The organism is Acinetobacter sp. N1-1 (assembly GCF_056711485.1).
This window is the reverse complement of record NZ_JBWXUO010000012.1, coordinates 232440-255869: the sequence shown is the minus strand read 5'-3', so window position 1 is coordinate 255869 and position 23430 is coordinate 232440. Positions and strand designations below refer to the sequence as shown.

The window sequence follows — 23430 nt, the reverse complement described above, 5'->3', positions numbered from 1 at the left end:
AATTTTAAAAAATTAGAATCATATTTAAAAGTAGAATGATTAAGATAATGATGTGATATGTTATTAAATTCTATAAAAATAAAGCATAAAATTATTTCTTTATTATTGTAATAAGTATTTGAATTTATATTAATAAATATTTTATTTTGAATGCACTAAAGATAATGGTGTTTTATGTATTATAGTTGTTTGATATTTCTAAATGGGTTATTGGAGGCAATCGTTTTTTATATGTGAATTTTAATTATATTCACTTAAATAAGATTAAAATTTATTTATTTTACTGAGCGAGTATTTGATTTTTTGAACTGTAATATCGTGTAAATTATAAGATCCATACGCTTATAAGACAATGTTTAAAATAATAAAATCAAAAGTAGGTATAGTAACGGAATGTTAATATATCTATCACTTAAATGTCATAATTTGCTTATACCATTCCGTGCATCGAATGGTGAGGTATTTATTTCATGCGTAGTTGGAGTGAATCTAAAAAAGCAAAACCACATATAGAACTCATTCCCATGATTGACGTCATGATGTTTTTATTAGTTTTTTTTGTATTGATTAGTTTGAATGTTATTCCCTCGCAAGGATTGAAAACACAGCTGCCTTCAGCGACAACATCTCAAGCTCTAAAACCACAAACTAAAGCAATTGTGACATTATTACCCGATACAATTCAGCTTGATGGTCAAAAATTAACAATAGACCAATTATTGCAGAATTTAAAAGGTCAAAAACAACAAGGACAAAACCTTTCAATTATTATTAATAGTGACAAGGGTGTTGCAGTAGAGCAACTTGTTCAAGTCATGGATCGTTTACGCGCTGATGGTTTTACTTCGGTGTCTTTAGCAGCACGGAAAATTTAAGTATGAGTACATACTTTATTTACCACAATAGACATATTTTAAGCTGGTGTCCCGCCGTTTTTATGGGGGCATATTTACTTTTTTTAGCTCAGCCTGACGCGTTGAAAGTTCAGCCCAAATATGATGAAAAAACAATAGAAATATCGTTAGCAGAGCCTGCTCCTGAGCCTACGCCTAAAGTAATTGAGCCTCAGGTACAGCCTGAACCAGAGCCTGCTCCAGAACCAGAAGTTCCAGCAGAGGATGCAATTGAACAGGTTAAACCAAAACCAAAAGTGAAGGCGGAGCAACCTAAGCCAAAACCTGTACCAATCAAGCCAAAACCTGAACAAAAAGTGAAAAAGGTTGAGCCAAAACCTGAACCTAAGGTTGAAAAACCAATACCAGAAGTTTCACAAAAGGAAGAAGCACCAAAAGTTGAAGCACCTAAAACGGATGTTGTAGAAAAACCAAAAGTTGAGCCTGTAGTAGAAAAACCAAAACCAACGCCACCTGCTGAACATGCAGCGGGAAATCCTTCAGTTGAAGCAGGGTATTTAAAACAAGTGCGTACGGCAGTTGAAGAACAGAAGCGTTATCCAACAGGTAGAGAGGCTTCTTTAGATCGTCCCGAAGGAAATGTTGTGGTGTGGTTGCAAGTTGACCGTTCAGGGAAGGTTCTTGATTCAGGAATTTCAGAAAAGTCTAAAAGCATGTTGTTGAACCGAGCTGCTTTATCAAGTTTGCAAAATATTAAACAAGTTGAGCCATTTCCTGCAGAGGCTTTTGCAGGAGAAAGTCAGAAAAAATTTATTGCCACATTAAACTATAGCGCACCTTGATGTTGTCTGCGTTAGGGAAATAATTTATGAAAATGTTTGAAAAGAAGCTTTTATCTGTTTCTATTGTATCCATTTTAATGTCAGTAACAGCACACGCCGAAAGTGATGCGGTCAATGTTGGAACAGTCAGTGTAAAAGGTCAGTCACTTGGTGGTGGCTTAATGGTTCAGGAAGATACACCAAAAGCACGTTCTGTAGTTACAGCAGAAGCTATGAACAATAATCCAAGTGCAGGTAATGCGCTAGATAAAATTGCCAATGTTCCTGGTTTGCAAATGGCGAGCAATGACTCAACAGGTATTAGTGGCTTGAACTATACCATGCGAGGAATGGGAGCAGACCAAATTGGTTTATCTGCAGATGGTATTCCACTTAATGATTCAGGGAATTATGCAGTTTATCCAAACCTACTAGGTGACTCTGAGAATGTAGGTCAAGTTTTTGTGACCCAAGGTTCATCTGAAGCAGATGGTCCACATATTGGTTCAAGTGGCGGTAATATTGGTTTAGTCACGAAACGTCCAGATCGTGATGCTGGTGTATTTGTAGAGCAAAAGTTTGGTAGTAATAACTTAAGAAAAAGCTTTGCACGTTTAGAAACTGGCAAAATTGGGAATTTTAGCGCATGGTTATCTGCATCTCATACTGAAGCAGATAAGTGGAAAGGTCTTGGTAATCTTGAAGGCAATAAAGTTGAAGCCAATGCTTTTTATCAAGCAGATAATGGCAATACAAGTAGCTTAATTATTAAATATAACAAGCAAAATAATTACCAATATAATACTGTTACGAAAGCTGATTATGATGCGGCACCAACGGTTGATGGTACAACTGGACATAAAGCAGATTATTCATCTAATCCTAATAGTTCAAAATATTATCAATATGCACGTAATCCATTTGAAAATTTAAATATTTCATTTACACAAGACCTAGTTTTAAGTGACCGCCTTAAAGCAACCATTCAGCCATACTACTATTGGGGTAACGGTGGTGGTGCAGTTGGATCGAGTACTTTATCTCAATCATCGAATAAATCGAATGTATATGATTTAAGTAATTTAACAAGTTCAGGATCATATTATCGACCATCGATGACAACTACATGGCGCCCAGGTATTACTGCAAAAGTAAAATGGGATGTGACAGATGCACATAGCATTTCGGCAGGTTATTGGTATGAGCGTGCTCGTCAGTTGCAAACACAACCATACATCTACGCAAATAATGGTGTACCAACAGATGTCTGGGCAGAATCAAATCAAGTTGTAGACGCAAAAGGAAATGTTGTACAAGGGCGTAATCAGTTTACGGTCACACCTGCACAGCGTATTTGGCTACAAGATACTTGGTATGTTTCTCCAAAGGTAACATTAGCAGGTGGCTTAGCTTGGGAAAGTGTAGAGCGTAAGGGTGAAAATAGAGGTAGCTTGTCAACAACAGCATATCAAAAACATGCAAAGTATGATGAGCTTTTACCAAACTTTAGCGCAAAGTATCAGCTTAATGAGCAGAACCAGTTCTTCTATAATATTTCGAAAAATATGCGTGCGCCACAGAACTATGTTTTGTATAACGCAGATGACTCTTTAAGCCTCAAACCAGAAATTAGTCTAAATAATGAATTAGGTTGGCGTTATCAAACAGATAAAATGTTAGTGAGCGCAACTATATTTAATTTGCATTATAAAAATCGTCAGCTTTCGAGCCAAAATGGAGGCGGGGACGATATTATGATTAATGGTGGAACAGTTGATACACGTGGCTTAGAGTTAGAATGGAGTGGAAAGTTACCGTATAACTTAAATTACTATACATCATACAGTTATACAGACTCTGAACAGAAAGACAATGTGATTAGTAAAGGTGTTGTTTTGCCAACGAAAGGTAAACAATCTCCGAATACCTCAAAAAATGTGCTTACCGCAGGTCTTGGTTATGATGATAGCCGTTGGACATGGGACTTTAAAGGAAACTATACAGGTCCATTTTATGGTGATATGACTAACGATGAAAAAATCGCAGGTCGTACTGTATTTGACTTCTCGGCAGGTGTACATTTACCCGTTGATAAGAAATTCATTAAAGAAGCAACGCTTAGTGTTGGTGTAAATAACTTGTTTGATAAAGAATATTTAGCATCGGCAAAATCTGTAAAACAAAACTCTAAAACTATCGGACAAGCTAAAGGTTCATCGCCGCAATATATTATTGGTGAAGAGCGTACGTTTGTAATTTCTTTATCTGCAAAAATGTAAAAAGGCGACTTAAAAATGAATGCTGAATTGATCCATAATCTTATTTTTTACGTGATGTACGCCTCTTTAGTTTTATTGGCTGTCATCTTTATTGAGCGAGTAATTTATTTTTCTTGGACATTGAAACAGAGCAAGAAATTGAATGAACAGCTACAACGCGATGCAAAAATTGATGAACAACATGTTGAGAAAAAAGATAAGAATCCTGCATATGCTTTAATTCAACCTTTACTGACAGCACATTTCTCTTCTGAAAATGAAAAGTCAGATATGGTTGAGCAACAGTACATACAAAGTAAGGGTGCATTAAATAAAGGGATTTGGATTTTAGAAACGATTGTTACTGCGGCACCTTTATTGGGGCTTCTTGGTACAATTCTTGGTATTGTTGATACATTCCATGCATTGGCTGCATCGGGTACATCAGATGCAAGTAAAGTATCGGGTGGTATGGGTACAGCACTATATGCGACAGGACTAGGTATTGCGATTGCATTAATTGCATTAATTGCAAATAACTTTCTAGGAAGTCGTATGGAAAAAATTAACGAGCTTTCTAAGATCTTACTGATTCAAGTTAGTAAAGAGAAAAAAATGGCAAAGCCTGAAGTTGTTAGTGATAAGCGCTATGCTTAACCAGCATCAACCACAAAAGCTCAAACGACTTTGTCATTTGGGCTTTTTTAGTCTTTTTTCTATGCTTATTGCACAGATGAGCCATGCAAAAATTGAGTCTGATGGTATGGAGCTTGTTGTAAATACACCTTTAGAAACACAATTGCCGAATGATGATTTACGCAGTGCTGCACCTGTCTGGGAGGAGATGTTTTCTTCTGCAAAAAAGACTATAGATATTGCACAGTTTTATGTTTATAACCAACCAAATTCTAGTTTAGATCGAGTACTAGATATATTGCGTCAGGCAGGAAAGCGTGGTGTAAAAATTCGATTCTTACTTGATCAAAAAGGGGTTGGTATATCTAATCCTGCGACCATTGAACAAATTAAAGCAATTCCTAATTTAGAACTGCGTATTATGGACTTTTCTAAAATAGAAAATGGAATTATTCATGCAAAATACTTTGTTGTAGATGATGAGCAGGCTTTTGTAGGTAGCCAAAACTTTGATTGGCGTGCATTAATGCATATCCATGAAACAGGTTTAGTTATTCATCAACCTAAAATTGTTCAACAAATTGAGCATATTTTTAATGTTGATTGGTACAATCAAGCACAGCTTGCTCAGCAACAGCCGATAGATAAATTTTCTCAGCATCAAACGTTATTCAATCCAAATGATGGTACATATCTGCTCGCAAGCCCTGCGCAAGTCACTCCAAGTGAAACGTATGTAACAGAGGATGCCTTCCCTAAATTGATGGCAACAGCAGCATCGGAAATAAATATACAAGTGATGCAGTATGTTCCACTCAGTTTTACCGAAACTAAAGGGAAAAGAGAATTTTATCCTTTAATGGATGATAGTTTACGTGCAGCGGCAGCAAGGGGTGTTAAGGTTAATTTAATGGTTGCTGACTGGAATGTAAAAGAGCCCGATTTATCATGGTTGAAAAGTTTGGCACTTGTGCCGAATATTCATATTAAAATTGTGACAATTCCCAAAAGTAAGCAAGGTTTTATTCCTTTTGCACGCGTTGTACATAGTAAATATATGACAATAGACCATCATACCGCATGGGTCGGAACATCGAATTGGAGTGGTGGATATTTTGATCATTCTCGCAATTTAGAGGTTGTAATGAATGATGAGCATATGGCAAGTCGTCTAGATATGCTATACGAGCAACTTTGGAAAAGTCCGTATGCGCAAGATATAAATATTCAAAAACAGTATATGAAAGTGAATCCTGCAAAAGAGTAAATGATGCAATATAAAACATGGATTAATGCAATATTCGCTGTTGCATGTGTAAGTCTAATAGGGTGTCAGCAAGTTTCTAAACCGACATCTAAGCGAAACATACTTTGGCATATTGTAAATGAGCGTTGTGGTACAAGCCAAGATGTGAAAAGTGACTGTCTTGTGATTAATAAACAAGAGGGCTATGTAGTATTGCGAGATATGCATGGACCTGTACAAACTTTAATTATACCGAAGCATAAAGTGACAGGTATTGAAGATGCTCAGCTATTGAATGTCAAAACACCAAACTATTTTTATGATGCTTGGATAAATGCACAGATTTTGAATCAGCAAAATAAAAAAGAAATTGATCCGAAATATCTTTCTTTTTCTGTGAATTCTTCGCATGGTCGTACTCAAGACCAACTACATATACATTCATCATGTTTAAAGGCTGATGTTTATACAGAACTTCAAAAATACCGTAAAGATATCCGTGAGCAATGGTCTGTTTTACCAAATAAAATATTGGGTCATACTTATATTGCTAAAAAAATAAAGATATCTGACTTAGATGGGCAAAGTCCATTTTTACAGCTAGGGCAATATGTAAAAACACAGCCAAAGACAGAAATGGGCGATTATGGTTTAGCAATGGTTTCAGTGGAGAATAATGAGGCGATATTACTTGCAACGAAGTTTAATGTATTAGAAATGAATTTAGGTTCGATTGAAGAAGTACAAGATACTGAGTGTCAAGTTACACGTTAAGTAAAGATGCCATAATTGAGATTATGGCATTTTATTTTTAAACTCGCATTTCAATCCCTTGTGCAGCAAGATATTCTTTTGCTTCAGGAATTGTATGTTGACCAAAGTGAAAAATACTTGCAGCAAGTACAGCATCTGCACCACCTTGTAAAATACCATCTGCTAAATGTTGTAAGTTACCAACGCCACCCGATGCAATGGTTGGAATAGAAACACGATCATTAATTGCACGCATAAGCGCAATGTCATAGCCTGCTTTTGTGCCATCGGCATCCATACTTGTAATGAGTAGTTCACCCGCGCCGTAATCTGCCATTTTTACAGCCCAATCAATGGCATCAATTCCTGTTGCTTTACGACCGCCATGGGTAAATATTTCCCATTTATTATCTGCAACTTTCTTTGCATCAATTGCGGCAACAATACATTGTGCACCAAAGCGTGAAGAGGCTTCTTGTACAAACTCAGGGTTAAATACAGCAGCAGAGTTAATACTGACTTTATCTGCACCTGCATTTAAAAGTGAACGAATATCTTCAACCTTACGTACACCACCACCTACAGTGAGCGGGACAAATACAGAAGAAGCCATACGCTCTACAGTACGATATGTAGTATCTCGACCATGATGCGTTGCTGTAATATCCAAAAAGGTAATTTCATCTGCACCTTGTTCGTTATAACGCTTTGCAACTTCGACAGGATCACCTGCATCACGAATGTCTAAGAACTGAACGCCTTTAACAACACGACCGTTATCTACGTCTAAACAAGGGATGATTCGTTTTGCAAGCATAATGGTAGTCCAATGGTCTATAAATAAAGTTCCCGTGAAGGGCTACAAACTTGATCAACTTCATGTATTCTATCAAGCTTATTTTGTTTCACGCAGGTTTGCTATGTCTGTTTACACACCGTTGAATGTTGATGAAGTCCAGCAGTTCGCTCAGGCTTATGGTTTAAATGTTATTGCACTTGTTCCCATTCAAGGTGGTATTCAAAACACAAACTACTTTATTATTTGTAAAGATGAGACGCAATATGTTTTAACGGTTTTTGAAAATGAAACCGAACAAAGTGCGGGTGAGTTAGTTCCTGTTTTAAAGCAATTAGAAGAATATGGTGTACCTGTTGCCGCGCCACTAGAGCATAGCGGTAAAGCCATTCATTACCTAGTGGGTAAGCCTGCACAAATTGCACCACGCGTTTGGGGTGAGCATCCTGAAAAAGCGACTGTAGAGCAGGTGGGGCAGATTGCAACAGCGCAGGCAAAGTTGCATGTAGCATTGCAAGATTTTCCACTTAAACGTAGCCATAGTCGCGGACATATCTATTGGACAGAAATTGGGAAAATGCTACAGAAAGAAGAAATGTCTGTAGAAGATGCTGCATTGTTTGAGCGTGTTTATCAAATTTTTACCCAGTATCAAAAGAAATATCCAAATCGTGTAAAAGGTTGGGTTCACTCAGACCTATTTCGTGACAACACCTTATTTGAAGGAGATAATTTACAAGGAATTTTAGATTTCTTTGAATTAAACTTTGATGAGTTACTGTTCGATATAGCAATTACAATTAATGACTTTTGTACGCAATACCCTGATGTTTCTTTAGATCAATCACGTGTTGCGGCCTACCTTGCTGCCTATGAAGAAGTACGTACACTGACTGAAGATGAACGAATGTGTATGAATATCTATTTAGCCATGATGGCATGTCGTTTTTGGTTACTACGTTTAAATGTTGCGCGGCTAAACCGTTTAGAAGGGCGTGGGGGAGATGATGTTTTCCAAAAAGACCCTGCTCAAATGCATGCAATGCTGGTTGAACGTTTAGCACATGTGACTGAGTTGTAAAAATGAAAAGAGATCAAGGTCGTTTGGTTGAATGGTTTGATGAAAAAGGCTATGGCTTTATTCAGTCAGACCACCATAAAGAACATAAGGTGTTTTTGCATATTCAAGACTTTGCAAAAAAAGGACCACGGCCTTTGGTTGGATGTGCATTGGATTATGCTGTTGCTGTCGATAGTGATGGGCGTATCCGTGCAAAAGATGTTATATACTTAAAAGCCTCCCAAACCCAGAAAAAAATTGATACACGGATTGAATCATTTTCTAAGCAAAACTCGAATTTAGATAAAATGACTATAGGAATTATTCTCTATTGGTTGATAATTTTTATTCTATTAAATCTTGGGAAGTTGCCACACTTTTATTTCTTGTGGTTAATCTTGGTAAATGCACTGACTTATTTTGCATATCGCCGTGATAAAAATGCGGCACAATTTGGCTTACAGCGCATTCCTGAATTTACATTGCATCTTCTTTCCATATTAGGTGGTTGGTCTTTTGCATGGTTTGCACAACAAAAGTTTCGGCATAAAACACAAAAGCAACCATTTAAAAAGATTTTCTTCTGTACGGTTGTACTCAATATATTGTTTACTATAGGTATGCTCATCTTATTAGAACAATAGAAGAGGGACATATGTCATTTGATGCACAGTTTAAGTCAGATAAAACGCTTACGTTTGTACTTTATATTTTATATATTGCTGCCATTTTCTCTGCGGGAATTTTAGCAGTCGTTGCACTTATTATTAACTATGTAAAGCGTAGCGATGTAAAAGGTACAATTTTTGAAAGCCATTTTGGTTGGCAAATTCGTACGGTATGGTGGTATTTGTTATGGAATATTTTGGGCGGCGTTCCACTTTTTGTATTTCTATTTACAACCAATGATATAACTCAACCTTTAGAAGGGACTGATCTTGCATTTACATCTATAGGTCTAGTTATTTGGATTGCTGTTGTGGTTATTGCATGGATATGGATTATTTATAGAGCCATAAAAGGGTTAATTGTTTTGAATGATAATCAAGCCATTTCCTAAATAAAAAAGAGGTCATTAGACCTCTTTTTTATTGAGTAGATTTAGAGTTTATTCTCATCGAGAATTACTTGAGCTTCACGTAAGTTGAGTGAGCCTTCGTAAATTGCACGACCTGTAATCGCACCTAAAATACCACGCTGACCTTTTAACTGACGTACATCATCTAAGTTAGTTACGCCCCCTGAAGCAATAACAGGGATACCGCAGTAATCTGCAAGAGAAACAGTTTGTTCGATGTTTACACCCTGCATCATGCCATCACGTGCAATATCAGTGTATACAATGCTTGAAACACCTGCATCAGCAAAGCGTTTAGCTAAATCAGTTGCTTTTACATCGAGTACATTTGCCCAGCCATCAGTAGCAACATAACCTTCTTTTGCATCGATACCAACAATAATATGTCCAGCAAATCGTTTACAAGCTTCTTCGACAAATTCAGGATCTTTTGCAGCTTTTGTACCAATAATGGCAAAAGATACGCCAGCTTCTAAGTAGTGTTCAATAGTTTCTAAAGAGCGAATACCACCCCCTATTTGAATAGGAAGCTCAGGGTGCGCCTTTGCAATGGCTTCGACAACATTTTTATGAATAGGTGTACCTGCAAAAGCACCGTTTAAGTCAACAAGATGGAGACGACGTGCGCCTTCATTTACCCAATGTGTTGCTGTTGCTACAGGATCATCAGAAAAAACGGTATCGTCTTCCATACGCCCTTGTTTGAGTCGAACACACTTTCCATCTTTGAGGTCAATTGCAGGAATGATTAGCACAGTTTTTTCCCTAAGTATAAAATATAAAATTTGATCTTACCAAAATATTGCTTATATTTTCACTAAATATAGTAGACCGTAATATTTATAAATGATCTTTTTCTTTAAACTCTAAAAAGAGATTAGGTATTTATGGAGAGTTTTGATGAATAATACTTTGTTGTTGAACAAATTTAGCTTTTTCTACATAACGTTGGTATGCACCAATAGATGTGATTATGAATATTCCAATAAAAATAGGTAAAATTGCAATATAAATCCAGCCTAAGACCTTCTCTACCAAAGGTGTTTCTCTTTGACAGCCATAGTTATTAGATTCTTTATCTCCTTTTGCACAGATTAAATAAATAAAAAATACAGCATTAATGATTGGTATTAAACTTAATAAAGCCATCCAACCACTTTTATTTCTATCATGTAATCTTTTAATTGTCAGAATATATGTGAAAGATATAAATATGATATAAATAGCCCCTAGAACTATATAGCCAATTATACCTTCATTGAATGATAAGCCGATAAATCCGATAGCAAATCCTAAAATTAATATAATTAATAATATAATAATATGCCCTGCTAAAAATGATAATCGTCCAATACGTCCTTTAGGTGAAAAAATACTTGGAGAAAGGTTGTTTTTACTTTCAGAAATAGTTTGCATAATTCTTTTAATCAAATGTTTGTGTGTTATTATACTAAATCATATAATATATTTATTACAAATTTATTCTAAATAAAAATTATAATATTATGGTTTGAAGTTACAGACTAAAAACTACTTTAGGCTATAAAAATGTTTGTAAATACTCTACGCTATAAAATTCTTGAGAAGTTTTTATTGATATAAAAGTGTATCTCTTAAATTAATTTAGCATCTTATCTTCATTGATGTGTAGAGGATGCCATGTTTGAAATTTCACTAAAAAAGGTATTTTGGTAAAACTGTGATGTTGCTGTATCTGGTGCAAGTAACAGCGCGGCTATAATACCTATAATTACAAGTGGTATCACTAAAATATAAAGCCAACCTACTATTTTTTCCCACGTAGGTGTATGACGTGGCATACCATAGTCATTTGTTTGAACGTGTCCAACTGCACAATAAAGGTAAATTGAAAAAAAGAAATTAATAACAGGAATTAAGCTAAGTAAAGACATCCAACCGCTTTGGTTACAGTCGTGTACGCGCTTTATAGTAAAAACAAAAGAAAAATAAATGTAGGCAATATATATAATTAAAATAATAATTGAAGACACTAAAGGATATTGGGAGGTATTTGCCAAAGAAATATTGTTGGTAAGGGCAAGAGAACCAATGGCTATAGCGAGAAATAATGAAATTAGACCATTCCAAGCAGCAAAAGAAAGTCTACCCATACGGCCTTGCGCACTAAAAACGTTGGGTTGCTGTTGTGGTGCTAAAGGTGGTGGTGTTTCTGAAAAAGGTGAGTTCATTTTTATTATCTCTAAAGTGTTTTTTTAATTATATGTGATATTTTTTATAAAATAAAAGAGGTCAAATAGCTTTGACCCCTTCAGTAGAATTTAGATATTCCACTCTACAAAGTTTTTGAGTAGTTGTAAGCCTGCTGTGTGGCTCTTTTCAGGGTGGAATTGTGTCGCAAATAAATTTTCTTTATGAATTGCCGCACAAAAATCTAAACCATAATGACACGTTGCAGCAACATTTGCAGTTTCTTTGGGTTCAACATAAAAACTATGTACAAAGTAGAAACGAGAGTCTTGCGCAATATCTTTCCACATTGGGTGGTCTGGTTGTGTTTGATGCACTTGATTCCAACCCATATGCGGTACTTTAAGCTGATCGATATCAGGAAAGCGTTTTACAGTTCCTTCAAAGATACCAAGTGCATCGCTACCGCCATTTTCTTCTGACTGTTGTAAAAGTGCTTGCATACCCACACAAATAGCTAAAACAGGTTTATTAAAAGCAGCATGTTTAATGACTTCATCAATTCCTGCATCTTGCATACCTAAAATACAGTCACGCATTGCACCAACACCAGGAAAAACAATTTTGTCAGCTTGCGCAATAAGTTTTGGATCATTGGTTACATCAACCTTTGCACCTACATGCTCTAAAGCCTTTGCCGCAGAGTGGAGGTTACCCATACCATAGTCTAGAAGAGCAATACGTGTCATTTATAAGCTTCCTTTTGTTGATGCAATTGTACCTGCGGCACGTGGGTCTTGTTCACATGCCATGCGTAAAGCACGTGCAAATGCTTTGAATGTACTTTCAATTTGATGATGGCTATTTTTACCTTTTAGATTGTCAATATGCAGTGTCATCAATGCATGATTTACAAATCCTTGGAAGAACTCTGAGAACAAATCTACATCAAATGTTCCAATACGTGCACGTGTAAAAGGAATGTCCATAAATAATCCCGGACGCCCTGAAATATCTACTACAACACGAGAAAGAGATTCATCGAGTGGTGCATAGAAGTGCCCATAGCGACGGATACCTTTTTTATCGCCAAGCGCTTGAGCAAAAGCTTGTCCAAGTGTAATACCGCAGTCTTCTACTGTATGGTGGTCATCAATTTCAAGATCACCATCACAATGTATATCTATATCAAATAGACCATGTCGCTTGATTTGATCGATCATATGATCTAGAAAAGGAACGCCAGTATTTAATGTTCCTTGACCTGTACCATCGAGGTTTACACGAACGCGAATTTTGGTTTCGTTAGTGTTTCTCACTACTTCACTGATACGTTGAGTCATGGACACATTCCTTAATAAATGGCTGGTTTTAATAACAATGGCTATATTTACTATAGCAATATTAGATTGCTCAGGAGGGTTAATCAATGCCTATCACAATTCATGCTTATTCTTCTTTAGAAAATAAAGAAATAGATGTAGAACTCGAAAGACTTTATATGACTAGTCCTGAGTTTGTGAGTGGTCTAGATGCTATACAACAGTTAAAAAAAGAGATAGGTGCTCAAACATTATTATATACAGCAGAGTTGAATACTAAAATTATTGCTGCTATTTGGTGTTTTAGAAGGAAAGAAACTATAACAGTCGAAAGTCGGCTGCAATACATTGTTGTAGATCCGTCAAATAGAGGCCAAGGTATTGCTCAAAAGCTTATTTCGGAGGTTTGTCGTATGGAGAAACTCCATAATAAGGCAACCATATTTATACCCGGGTGTGGTGCCATACATAAAATATTACACAGTCTTGATCAAATAATATAAAGCGATATAGCTTTTTTGCATAAGTCGTATGTACATAGAGAAATAATTAAATAAAGTCTTGACAGGTGAAAGGTTAAGTTGTTTAATACGCACCACATTGGCGCGATAGCTCAGTAGGTAGAGCAACGGATTGAAAATCCGTGTGTCGGCAGTTCGATCCTGCCTCACGCCACCAAAATTTGTGTTTTCAATCCCTGATCCCATCAGGGATTTTTTTTGCCTAAACATTGTCCAATCGTTTGAAATACTAATAATTTGTTGTTGACTCAGTCTAAGATTTCAGGCTTAATACACCACATCGGCGCGATAGCTCAGTAGGTAGAGCAACGGATTGAAAATCCGTGTGTCGGCAGTTCGATCCTGCCTCACGCCACCATATTCAAAAAGCCCTAGATATTATTATCTGGGGCTTTTTTTATGCTTATTGTAATTATAAATAGTCATAATCGTTAAAAACTTACCAATATAATAAGATAAATATAAGAAGAATATTTAAATGATAATCATTTTCAAATATATTAATGGGTATATATAAGGTATTGGTGAGAATGCGCGAAAAAATGGCTAAAAGTCTTCAAGAAGTCAATAATACAGTACCTATACCCAGCTCAAATGCATCTTTTTTTCGGAAGTTATTTGCATTTTCAGGGCCAGGTGCACTTGTTGCTGTTGGTTATATGGATCCTGGGAATTGGATTACTTCTATTCAGGGTGGAGCACTTTATGGCTATCTTTTGCTATCAGTAATTTTACTATCTAGCCTGATTGCAATGTTATTACAAGCGATGTGTAGCAAACTTGGTATTGTTACAGGTATGGACTTAGCACAGGCAACGAGAACTTTAGCAGGTAAAAAAGGGTCTTTTATTTTATGGGTAATTGCTGAGCTTGCGATTATGGCAACAGATGTTGCTGAAGTCATTGGAACAGCAATTGCCCTTAACTTACTCTTTGGTATGCCACTGATGTTGGGTGTTTTGCTAACATTATTGGATGTTTTCTTACTGCTGCTTTGTATGTCGTTTGGATTACGTAAAATTGAAGCTTTTGTTTTTACGCTTATTCTGACAATTTTTCTTATCTTTTCTTATGAAGTTATACTAGCATCACCCCAGATGGGGGATATTATACGTGGATTCATTCCGCAAAAAGAAATATTTACGGCATCTTTATCAGGTCAAGATTCTGCATTAGTCATTGCTTTAGGAATTGTTGGTGCAACAGTGATGCCACATAATTTATATTTGCATTCATCTTTGGTTCAATCACGTCAATACGCCCGTAATACAAAAGAGGGAATTAGAGACGCAATTAGATTTTCAATTTTTGATTCAAATTTACAGTTAACATTTTCTTTTATTATTAATTGCTTATTACTTATTTTAGGCGCATCTTTGTTTTTTGGGCATGATCCAGAACAGCTTGGGCGTTTTTCTCAGCTATACCATGCCTTAGAGAGTCCTGCGATTGTGGGAAGTATTGCTAGTGGTTTATTGGCAACTTTATTTGCTGTTGCATTACTTGCATCAGGCCAAAACTCAACAATTACAGGAACCTTAACTGGTCAAATTGTCATGGAGGGATTTATTCATTTAAAAGTGCCTGCATGGTTACGCCGTTTTATTACTCGTGCTTTGGCAACACTACCAATTATTTTTGCGATTTATTTTTGGGGGGATCGTGAGGACGTTATTGAAGGATTACTTATTTATTCACAGGTATTTTTAAGTATTGCTTTGCCAGCTTCAATGATTCCACTTATTTGGATTACATCTAATAAGAAGTGGATGGGCGAATTTGTGAACTCTAAGTTGACAATTGCATTAGGGGTTTTATCAACAACACTATTAATTGGTTTGAATATTCAATTGATTATTGAAACTGCTAAGAAGCTATTTAGTTAAGCTTTAGTCTTGAATGAGGCGTTTGCCAAGGCAGACGCCTTCAATTTCTTCAAAATCTAATTCTTCATAAAATTGAATTGCAGATGTATTTTCAGGTCTAACCATAAGTTGTACTTTTGGGCAACCAATTGCAATTAAACGTTTTTCTATGTTTTGCATAAGTGCGGTTGCAATACCTAAACGTTGATATTCAGGTTGAACAGCAAGATAATGAATCCAACCTCGATGACCATCGTAGCCACCCATGATAGATGCAATGACTCGGTTGTCTTTGTCGGCAACTAAAAAGAGGTCATCTTTTTGGTTCATTTTTCTAAAAATATCAGTTTCAGGATGATTCCATGGACGAGTGATATTACAACTTTCCCAGAGTTCAACGACGGTATCTATATCTTTATTTTCAATAGGTCTAATGATAAACATAAGTTTTCAGATCACGGTATACATATATTTGAAAAAAAACCGCTATTTACAGCGGTTTTATCATTAATTTAATTGGGTTGCATTGTCCCATATTCTTCAAAATTGGTATGCCATTCAATCGCTTCTTTAAGTAAGTGCGGTGTATGGCCACCTTTTGCACATGCACGTTCAAAATAGTCAGCAACAGCATTTTTGTAGTCAGGGTGAACACAGTTTTCAATAATTACTTTGGCTCTTTCTCTTGGTGCGAGCCCCCTTAAATCTGCAAGCCCTTGTTCGGTCACTAGAATATCTGTGTCGTGCTCTGTATGGTCGACATGGCTAACCATAGGCACAACAGATGAGATAGCACCACCTTTTGCAATGGATTTGGTCACAAAAATAGCCAAATGTGCATTTCTTGCAAAATCTCCAGAGCCACCAATACCATTCATCATTTTTGTACCACCGACATGTGTTGAATTTACATTACCATAAATGTCAAATTCAAGAGCTGTATTGATACTAATAATACCAAGCCTCCGTATAATTTCAGGATGGTTGGAAATTTCTTGTGGGCGTAGTACAAATTTATCTTTATATTTGTCGAGATTGTTAAATACACGGTCACTACATTTTTTAGAGAGCGTAATTGAACAACCCGAAGCAAAAGCCATTTTACCTGCATCTATAAGTTCAAAGGTACTGTCTTGTAATACCTCAGAGTACATGACTAAATTTTCAAATGGAGCATCTTTAAAACCTGTAAGAACAGCATTTGCAATAGATCCGATACCTGCTTGCAAAGGAGCAAGATTTTTGGGTAGATGACCTGTTTTTACTTCATTTTCAAAAAAATTAATAAGATGATCTGCAATTGCTTGTGTTTCCGTATCAGGATCGGTCACTGTAGATGGGGAGTCAGGTAGATCATTAAATACAATACCTAATACTTTTTCAGGGTCAAATGGAATTCCTTTTGTTCCAATGCGGTCATCTACATGAATGAGTGGAATAGGTGAGCGGTTTGGACGTTTTTCTGGAATATAAACGTCATGAGTGCCTTCAAAATCAGGATTCACCGAGGTATTAATCTCAATTAGAATTTTATCTGCTAACTCAATAAAACTTGCTGAGTTCCCTACAGATGTTGTGGGAATAATAAAACCATCTTCAGAAATTGCAACCGCTTCAACAATAGCAATATCGGGGCGTTTTAAGGTGAAGTTACGCATTTGTTCGACAGTTTCTGACAAATGTTGGTCAATAAACATAACTTCTGCATGATTGATGGCTTTTCTTAATGTATTGTCTACCTGAAAAGGCATACGCCGAGCTAGTATGCCTTTTTCTGTAAGCTTTTTATCAAGATCATTACCTAAACTCGCACCCGTGACGAGTGTAATTTGTAGTGGTGATTTTCTCTCTTGGCTAGTCAGTGCTAGAGGTATTGCTTTGGCTTCACCTGCTCGAGTAAAGCCACTCATGCCAATAATCATTCCATCTTGAATAAATGAGGCTGCCTCTTCGGCTGAAATCACACGTTCTTGAAGTGCTGAAAAACGAATATAGTTAGATGACATGTTAATCCCTTCAAACATTATTTTTTCCTGTAGCCAAGATTCTACTCTGCTACATAAGTATTTGCTAATAGCTTAGTCTAAGGTCTAAGAGTCTAGAATAAATATTAGTATTAAAAATATTAATATTTATTAAAAGTATGAAATAAATTATTTAAAACAATAGTATATGTCTACTTTGTATTTTTTATCGAGATAGGTAAAGCAATAATTACTTCAAAACCACCAGTTGGACGGTTTCTTAAAGTAAGCTTTCCTTGATGTATATCTACAATACGTTTAACAATAGCCAATCCTAAACCACTACCCTGAATGGTTCGTGCAGTATTGCCACGAACAAATGGTTGCATTAGTGCTTCAATTTGATCATTAGGGACACCCTCACCATTATCTGCAATACTAATTTCAATTTGTTTATTCTTAATTTCTGCTGAGATCTCAATTGGTTCTGCACCATAGCGTTTAGCATTATTAATTAAATTCCCAATCAGGCGCTTGAGTGATAAACTACGTGCTTGGATAATAGGGATCTCTTGAGGTGTAAAGATGATCTCGAGTGGATTAAATTGAACGATTAGCTCTTGTAATAGGCTGTTGATGTCTGTATCGGAAAGTATTTCATCTGAACCATCACGCATATACGAAATAAATTGATTCAGAATGGCATCCATGTCGTCTACATCGTAGACAAGTCCTTCTCTTAAAAACTCATCAGGCAACATTTCAGCAGTTAGACGAATTCGGGTGAGAGGTGTTCTTAGATCATGAGAAATACCCGCTAGCATAATTTTACGGTCTTTTTCAATTTGCTCTAAGTTATAAACCATATGGTTGAATGCTTGGTTTACTTCTCGGATTTCAAGTGGGCCATGATTGGTAGAAAGGTATGGAGCACTGCCTGTATGGCTATATGAGTTTGCTGCATTTTGTAGACGTTTTAATGGTCTATTTAACTGACGTACAAGGGTGAGAATAATAATAAAGGCAAGAATAGGAATGCCAAATAACCAACCAAAAATAAGCTCAGGTTTATAATTTGCATAGGTTGTCAGAGGTTCTTTTAACCAATGTCCATGCATGTCTGGGCTCTGTACCCAAATTGTTGGAGATGGTTTAAATTTAAAATAAACAGTGACTTGCTCTCGATTGACTTGTAACTCTTGTGCTAAGCGCTTTTCAATACGACTGGTAATAAAGTCGGCAATTAACTTTTCTTGTACATTTGGGTATTGTTTAGGATCAGTAATATATTCAACACCTAAGCGCCGATGTAGCCATGTGTCTACATCTATATCTTTACCATGATGAGAGATACTAAAGTTTGGGTTATTAATAATGTCGAGCTCAATAGCAAGATATCGCGCATGTTGTTGTATTTCAGGTAAATATAATGTTCGCCAGAAAAACCAAAGTGACATAAATAGGCTAAAGAACACCACAAATGCAACCAAAATGGTTGTACGCATGGCAGCGGAACGTGGTTTAACTTTATCTAACAATTTTTCCATTTTAGTACGCTTTTGAGCGTAATAGCCAGATGAGTCAACCAGTTCTTTAGGGTCTATTGGGTCAAGTGTCACTGAGGTTTCCTAACTGTGTTTTGAATATAATGACGCCAATTATTCTGCACCATCTGGTACAAAAACGTAACCAACCCCCCAAACTGTTTGAATATAACGTGCGCGAGCAGGATTATCTTCAACAAGTCTGCGTAAACGAGAAACTTGTACGTCTATAGAGCGCTCCATAGCGCCCCATTCACGTCCTCTTGCAAGGTTCATGAGTTTATCGCGTGTTAGAGGCTCTCGAGGATGTTGCACAAGTGCTTTGAGTACAGCAAATTCGCCAGTTGTGAGTGTAACAACTTGACCTTCACGTGTTAAAGAACGTGTTGAAAGGTCTAAAGACCAAGGGCCAAAACTGACAACTTCCATTTGCTGGCTTGGTGCACCGGGCACTTCACGTACTTGACGGCGTAGGATGGCACGAATACGTGCAAGTAATTCATTTGGATTGAATGGTTTTGGTAGATAATCATCTGCACCTGCATCTAAACCTGCAATGCGGTCTGAGTCACTTCCCCTTGCTGTAAGCATAATAATAGGGGTGTCGATGTTTGATTGGCGTAAGCGACGACAAATACTTAAACCATCTTCCACAGGAAGCATGAAGTCTAAAACAATTAATGAGAATAGCTCACGTTGTAGTAAGCGATCCATTTGAGTTGCATCGTGTGCAGTTTTTACAACAAAGCCTTTATCTTCTAAAAAGCGTTGTAAAAGTGTGCGAAGGCGTACGTCATCATCGACTACCAAAATACGTTCAACACGGTCTGTATCTACAACACTTTCCGTATTTTCAGCAGGTACCACTAAACTCATAAAGTGCTCCCTTTTTAATCATTTATTTAATATTAGATAATTTGAGTATAATGCTTTTAAGCGACATCTGGCTATAGTGTTAATTTGTCTAATTTTACAAATATATATAGCGACATCATTTGTTTGTCAGGTTTCCATTATACGTCTTTAGATGGTTATTAAAGTAACAAGATTCAAGTTAAATATGCTTATAAATACATTTAAAAACAAAATAAGTGCATATTTATTGCGATAAATTTAAAAAATCCTGCTTCTACCTGTAGATTTTACGAGCATGGTCTTTATAATCTCTGCTTTGAGTTTATGTTCCTTAAGTAGGATTCCATACGATGACTGACCTCGTTCAGCAGTTGGCAAGTGAGCTTGCCGCACGTCCGAACCAAGTAGAAGCCGCAATTCGTTTAATTGATGAAGGGGCAAGTGTTCCATTTATTGCACGTTACCGTAAAGAGGTGACGCAGGGCTTGGATGATACGCAACTTCGTCAGCTAGACACACGTTTGAGCTACTTACGTGATTTAAACGAGCGTCGTGAAAAAGTTATTCAAGCTTTAACTGAACAAAATAAATTGAGTGATGATTTACTTACACGTGTAAATACTGCAACAACAAAAAATGCATTAGAAGAAATTTATGCGCCGTATCGTCCAAAGCGCACAAGTAAGTCATTTAAAGCAAAAGAAGCAGGTTTAGGGCCTATTGCAGATCGTATTTTGCAAGAAGATATTGAGCCAACACTTGCGCTTGATGGCTTTGCTCATGAAGATTATGCAGATACAGAAAGCCAACTTGATGCTGTTCAACATATTATTATTGATAGTTGGGCACAAAATATTGCATTGTCGGTTGAGCTAAAATCAATTTTTGCTAAAACAGCTGTATTAAAAAGTGCTGTTGCTTCAGATGAAAAGCGTGAAGTTGGTAAGAAGTTTAAAGACTATTTTGAATTTTCAGAAAATCTAAATAAAGTACCTTCTCATCGTTTACTTGCAATGCTTCGTGGTCGTCAAGAAAATGTATTGGGCTTAAAAGTAGATGGTGAAGATGAAGCACCACTTTCACGTATTGAAGTAGAATATGCTTTAGACAGCATTCAGCCTCAAGCACGTCAAGATTTCTTGAAACAAACAGCAAAACTATTTTGGTTAGGTAAAATCAGACCACAAATCGAACATTCTTTGCTGACTGAGAAACGTCTTGCAGCAGAAGCTGAAGCAATGCAAGTTTTTGCAGAAAACTTACGTCATTTGTTACTTTCAGCACCTGCTGGTAGCCGTTGTACGTTAGGTGTCGATCCAGGTGTACGTACAGGTGTTAAACTCGCTGTTGTGAATGCATCAGGTGATGTTGTTGCGCATAGCACAGTTTACCCATTTGCGCCAAAAGAAGATAAAGCAGGTGCCAAAGAAGAACTTGCACGTTTATGTCGTGAATATGCAGTAGACCTAATTGCCATTGGTAATGGTACGGCAAGCCGTGAAACAGAAACTGTTATTGCTGAAATGATGGCAGAAAACAGTGACCTTAAACTGACACGTGTCACTGTCAGTGAAGCAGGTGCATCAGTTTACTCTGCAAGTGAGCTTGCTTCACAAGAGTTACCAGAACTTGATGTATCAATTCGTGGTGCTGTTTCAATTGCACGTCGTTTACAAGATCCTCTTGCTGAACTTGTGAAAATTGATCCTAAGTCAATTGGTGTTGGTCAGTACCAACATGATGTCAATCAGGCAGGTCTTGCAAAAGCACTTGATGCTGTTGTTGAAGATTGCGTGAATGCGGTTGGTGTTGATGTAAATACGGCATCTCCTGCTGTATTAGGCTATATCGCTGGTTTAAATAAAGCGATTGCACAACAGATTGTCGAGTATCGTAAAGAGCATGGTCGTTTTAATGATCGTAAAACATTAAAACAAGTGCCACGTTTAGGCGAGCGTACTTTTGAACAGGCAGCAGGCTTCTTACGTATTCATGATGGTGAGCAACCTCTTGATGCTTCAGCAGTTCACCCAGAAGCATATGGTTTGGTTGAAAATATTGTTGCTGAGAAATCGACAACGATAAAAGATATTATTGGTAATAGCGAAATTCTACGTCAAATTGATGCTGATCAGTTTGTAAATGAAAAATTTGGCTTGCCAACAGTAAAAGATGTTTTAAGTGAACTTGAAAAGCCGGGACGTGACCCTCGCCCTGAATTCCGTACAGCAAAATTCCGTGAAGATGTAACTGAAGTTGCACATTTACATGAAGGTATGGAGCTTGAAGGTGTTATTACAAATGTAACTAATTTTGGTGCGTTTGTAGATGTTGGTGTACATCAAGATGGTTTAGTGCATATTTCAGAATTGGCAAATGAATTTGTTGCTGATCCACAAAAGATTGTGAAACCAGGTCAAATTGTTCAAGTGCGTGTTATTCAAGTAGATGCAGAGCGTAAGCGTGTCAACTTAAGTATGCGTCCAGAAGGCTCGCAAGCGCCTGCGAAGCCACAACGTGCACCACGTCGTGAGCATAAGGGGCAAGATGAGCGTAAGCCACAACACAAACGTCCAGCGCAACCACGTAAAGACTTACCAAAACGTGCGAAGCAAGATAAACCACAAGAGCAGAAAATTGGTGGTTTAGGTGCATTGTTATTACAAGCAGGTATTAAAGGGTCAAAATAACTGACTCATATAAAAAAGCCTCCTAATTAGGAGGCTTTTTTATGTTTAATGATTATTTGGAAAAATCTTTGCATAAGCACGTTGGATAAGCGTTAATTTCTCTTTCTCTCCAATGGAAGCACTAGAGCTCGGAAATAAGCTGAAGCCAATAGACATAAGCTTATTGTTTAAATCTGGAACAATAGAGTAAGTGAGAGAAGCTAAACGACCTAGATTGGTTGCAACACTCTTTGGACGCTTCACAATGGCTTGTGCAATGAGGTCTGCTGCCTGATCTGTAGAGAGGGTTGGCACATAGTTATATAGTTTTGTAGGTGCAATCATGGGTGTGCGTACAAGGGGCATATACACGGAAGTAATGGCAATTTTATGTGCATGAACTTCTGCGGAGAGGCAACGACTAAAAGCATCGAGTGCTGCTTTAGATGCAACATAAGCAGAAAATCGTGTGGCATTTGCAAGAACACCAATCGAACTAATATTAATAATATGCCCATCACGACGTTTAATCATATGCGGTAATATATTTAGTACCAAACGTACTGCACCAAAGTAGTTAAGCTGCATAGTTCTTTCAAAGTCATGAAAGCGATCTAGTGACTCTTCAACGGCACGGCGAATAGAGCGTCCTGCATTGTTAATCAAAATATCAATATGTTCGACATTCGCTAAAATATTTTTAGAACATGCATCTATAGCATCCATATCATTTAAGTCACATGGAAAAATAGAGGCTTGACCACCATCTTTTTCAATTTCTAGCTGTACTTCACGTAAATTTTCTTCTGTGCGTGCAACCAATAATACATGCGCACCTGCGGAGGCTAGGCGCTTTGCAATGGTTCTACCAATGCCACTTGATGCACCTGTAATGAGAGCAGTTTTTCCTTGAACGCGTTGTTGAAAAAGGTGTTCTAACTTTTTTTTCACAAGAGGATACCTTGGCGCATGTGTTTTGGTGTAATAATGGTTTTGATGAAATGTACCTCATCAAAAAA

21 protein-coding genes, 2 tRNA genes and 2 pseudogenes are annotated in these 23430 nt (G+C 36.9%); 14 read left to right on the top strand and 11 right to left on the bottom strand.

The genetic code is table 11. From position 1 onward, the window contains the following. Window positions 1–470 precede the first annotated feature (470 nt). Genes AC1MPL_RS01435 through AC1MPL_RS01410 form a run of 6 tightly spaced genes read left to right on the top strand, consistent with a single transcriptional unit; the run spans window position 471 to window position 6589 of the window. Window positions 471–875 carry an ExbD/TolR family protein gene (locus tag AC1MPL_RS01435; protein ID WP_479763647.1) on the top strand — a complete coding sequence of 135 codons (405 nt, stop codon included), beginning with the start codon at window positions 471–473 and terminating at the stop codon, window positions 873–875. A 2-nt stretch (window positions 876–877) separates the two neighbouring features. Next, window positions 878–1696 (top strand): energy transducer TonB family protein, encoded by an 819-nt coding sequence (locus AC1MPL_RS01430; protein ID WP_479763646.1) that lies wholly within the window; start codon window positions 878–880, stop codon window positions 1694–1696. Window positions 1697–1722: 26 nt separating this feature from the next. Continuing rightward, window positions 1723–3954, top strand: a complete 2232-nt coding sequence (locus AC1MPL_RS01425) for a TonB-dependent receptor family protein (protein WP_479763645.1) — start codon at window positions 1723–1725, stop codon at window positions 3952–3954. A 15-nt stretch (window positions 3955–3969) separates the two neighbouring features. Beyond that, window positions 3970–4590 carry a MotA/TolQ/ExbB proton channel family protein gene (locus AC1MPL_RS01420; RefSeq protein WP_479763644.1) on the top strand — a complete coding sequence of 207 codons (621 nt, stop codon included), beginning with the start codon at window positions 3970–3972 and terminating at the stop codon, window positions 4588–4590. Continuing rightward, window positions 4583–5836, top strand: coding sequence for a phospholipase D-like domain-containing protein (locus AC1MPL_RS01415; RefSeq protein ID WP_479763643.1), 1254 nt, complete (start codon window positions 4583–4585; stop codon window positions 5834–5836). The genes AC1MPL_RS01420 and AC1MPL_RS01415 overlap by 8 nt, the downstream gene beginning before the upstream one ends. A gap of 3 nt (window positions 5837–5839) precedes the next feature. After that, window positions 5840–6589 carry a CDP-diacylglycerol diphosphatase gene (locus AC1MPL_RS01410; RefSeq protein ID WP_479763641.1) on the top strand — a complete coding sequence of 250 codons (750 nt, stop codon included), beginning with the start codon at window positions 5840–5842 and terminating at the stop codon, window positions 6587–6589. Between the two features lie 37 nt (window positions 6590–6626). On the opposite strand, the gene hisF is transcribed toward AC1MPL_RS01410, so the two are convergent. Then, entirely contained in the window at window positions 6627–7385 is a 759-nt protein-coding gene (gene hisF, locus AC1MPL_RS01405) for an imidazole glycerol phosphate synthase subunit HisF (protein WP_237415084.1), read from the bottom strand. A gap of 103 nt (window positions 7386–7488) precedes the next feature. On the opposite strand from hisF, the gene AC1MPL_RS01400 reads away from it, so the two are divergent. From AC1MPL_RS01400 to AC1MPL_RS01390, 3 genes and pseudogenes are all read left to right on the top strand, one after another. Next, window positions 7489–8445 carry a homoserine kinase gene (locus tag AC1MPL_RS01400; RefSeq protein ID WP_479763639.1) on the top strand — a complete coding sequence of 319 codons (957 nt, stop codon included), beginning with the start codon at window positions 7489–7491 and terminating at the stop codon, window positions 8443–8445. Window positions 8446–8447: 2 nt separating this feature from the next. Continuing rightward, on the top strand, window positions 8448–9068 hold the full coding sequence (locus AC1MPL_RS01395; RefSeq protein ID WP_479763637.1) for a DUF1294 domain-containing protein: 621 nt from the start codon (window positions 8448–8450) through the stop codon (window positions 9066–9068). An 11-nt stretch (window positions 9069–9079) separates the two neighbouring features. After that, window positions 9080–9332 (top strand): annotated as a pseudogene (locus AC1MPL_RS01390) (DUF4870 family protein); the annotation flags it as partial. A 193-nt stretch (window positions 9333–9525) separates the two neighbouring features. On the opposite strand, the gene hisA reads toward AC1MPL_RS01390, so the two are convergent. From hisA to hisB, 5 genes are all read right to left on the bottom strand, one after another. Next, window positions 9526–10257 carry a 1-(5-phosphoribosyl)-5-[(5-phosphoribosylamino)methylideneamino]imidazole-4-carboxamide isomerase gene (gene hisA, locus AC1MPL_RS01385; protein WP_479763635.1) on the bottom strand — a complete coding sequence of 244 codons (732 nt, stop codon included), beginning with the start codon at window positions 10255–10257 and terminating at the stop codon, window positions 9526–9528. A 130-nt stretch (window positions 10258–10387) separates the two neighbouring features. After that, window positions 10388–10918, bottom strand: a complete 531-nt coding sequence (locus tag AC1MPL_RS01380) for a DUF805 domain-containing protein (RefSeq protein ID WP_479763631.1) — start codon at window positions 10916–10918, stop codon at window positions 10388–10390. 221 nt (window positions 10919–11139) lie between these two features. Continuing rightward, the gene (locus tag AC1MPL_RS01375) at window positions 11140–11712 is read right to left on the bottom strand and encodes a DUF805 domain-containing protein (RefSeq protein ID WP_479763628.1); all 573 of its coding nucleotides are present in this window, start codon (window positions 11710–11712) and stop codon (window positions 11140–11142) included. A gap of 90 nt (window positions 11713–11802) precedes the next feature. Next, window positions 11803–12420 (bottom strand): imidazole glycerol phosphate synthase subunit HisH, encoded by a 618-nt coding sequence (gene hisH, locus AC1MPL_RS01370; RefSeq protein ID WP_479763626.1) that lies wholly within the window; start codon window positions 12418–12420, stop codon window positions 11803–11805. Further along, the gene (hisB, locus tag AC1MPL_RS01365; RefSeq protein ID WP_023273095.1) at window positions 12421–13014 is read right to left on the bottom strand and encodes an imidazoleglycerol-phosphate dehydratase HisB; all 594 of its coding nucleotides are present in this window, start codon (window positions 13012–13014) and stop codon (window positions 12421–12423) included. An 86-nt stretch (window positions 13015–13100) separates the two neighbouring features. Between hisB and AC1MPL_RS01360 the strand changes: the two genes are divergently transcribed. From AC1MPL_RS01360 to AC1MPL_RS01345, 4 genes are all read left to right on the top strand, one after another. After that, complete coding sequence (locus tag AC1MPL_RS01360) at window positions 13101–13496, top strand: GNAT family N-acetyltransferase (protein WP_479763624.1); 396 nt, start codon at window positions 13101–13103, stop codon at window positions 13494–13496. Window positions 13497–13595: 99 nt separating this feature from the next. Beyond that, window positions 13596–13671 (top strand) — tRNA-Phe (locus AC1MPL_RS01355). A 125-nt stretch (window positions 13672–13796) separates the two neighbouring features. Further along, a tRNA-Phe gene (locus tag AC1MPL_RS01350) sits at window positions 13797–13872 on the top strand. 184 nt (window positions 13873–14056) lie between these two features. Then, on the top strand, window positions 14057–15400 hold the full coding sequence (locus tag AC1MPL_RS01345; RefSeq protein ID WP_479763622.1) for an Nramp family divalent metal transporter: 1344 nt from the start codon (window positions 14057–14059) through the stop codon (window positions 15398–15400). A gap of 3 nt (window positions 15401–15403) precedes the next feature. Here the strand turns inward: AC1MPL_RS01345 and AC1MPL_RS01340 are convergent, their stop codons facing one another. The 4 genes and pseudogenes from AC1MPL_RS01340 to ompR form a co-directional block, all read right to left on the bottom strand. Then, window positions 15404–15823: a GNAT family acetyltransferase gene (locus tag AC1MPL_RS01340; RefSeq protein WP_479763620.1), complete on the bottom strand. Its 420-nt coding sequence runs from the start codon at window positions 15821–15823 to the stop codon at window positions 15404–15406. Window positions 15824–15891: 68 nt separating this feature from the next. After that, a complete protein-coding gene (locus AC1MPL_RS01335) occupies window positions 15892–17385 on the bottom strand; it encodes an acetyl-CoA hydrolase/transferase family protein (RefSeq protein ID WP_479763618.1) in 1494 nt (497 codons plus the stop codon). Between the two features lie 191 nt (window positions 17386–17576). Next, window positions 17577–18962, bottom strand: a pseudogene (locus AC1MPL_RS01330) (ATP-binding protein); the annotation flags it as partial. A gap of 39 nt (window positions 18963–19001) precedes the next feature. Further along, the gene (ompR, locus tag AC1MPL_RS01325) at window positions 19002–19763 is read right to left on the bottom strand and encodes an osmolarity response regulator transcription factor OmpR (protein ID WP_479763616.1); all 762 of its coding nucleotides are present in this window, start codon (window positions 19761–19763) and stop codon (window positions 19002–19004) included. Between the two features lie 329 nt (window positions 19764–20092). Between ompR and AC1MPL_RS01320 the strand changes: the two genes are divergently transcribed. Then, window positions 20093–22432: a Tex family protein gene (locus AC1MPL_RS01320; protein ID WP_479763615.1), complete on the top strand. Its 2340-nt coding sequence runs from the start codon at window positions 20093–20095 to the stop codon at window positions 22430–22432. Window positions 22433–22477: 45 nt separating this feature from the next. Here AC1MPL_RS01320 and AC1MPL_RS01315 read toward each other — a convergent pair whose 3' ends face one another. Next, on the bottom strand, window positions 22478–23362 hold the full coding sequence (locus AC1MPL_RS01315; protein ID WP_479763613.1) for an SDR family NAD(P)-dependent oxidoreductase: 885 nt from the start codon (window positions 23360–23362) through the stop codon (window positions 22478–22480). Window positions 23363–23430 lie beyond the last annotated feature (68 nt).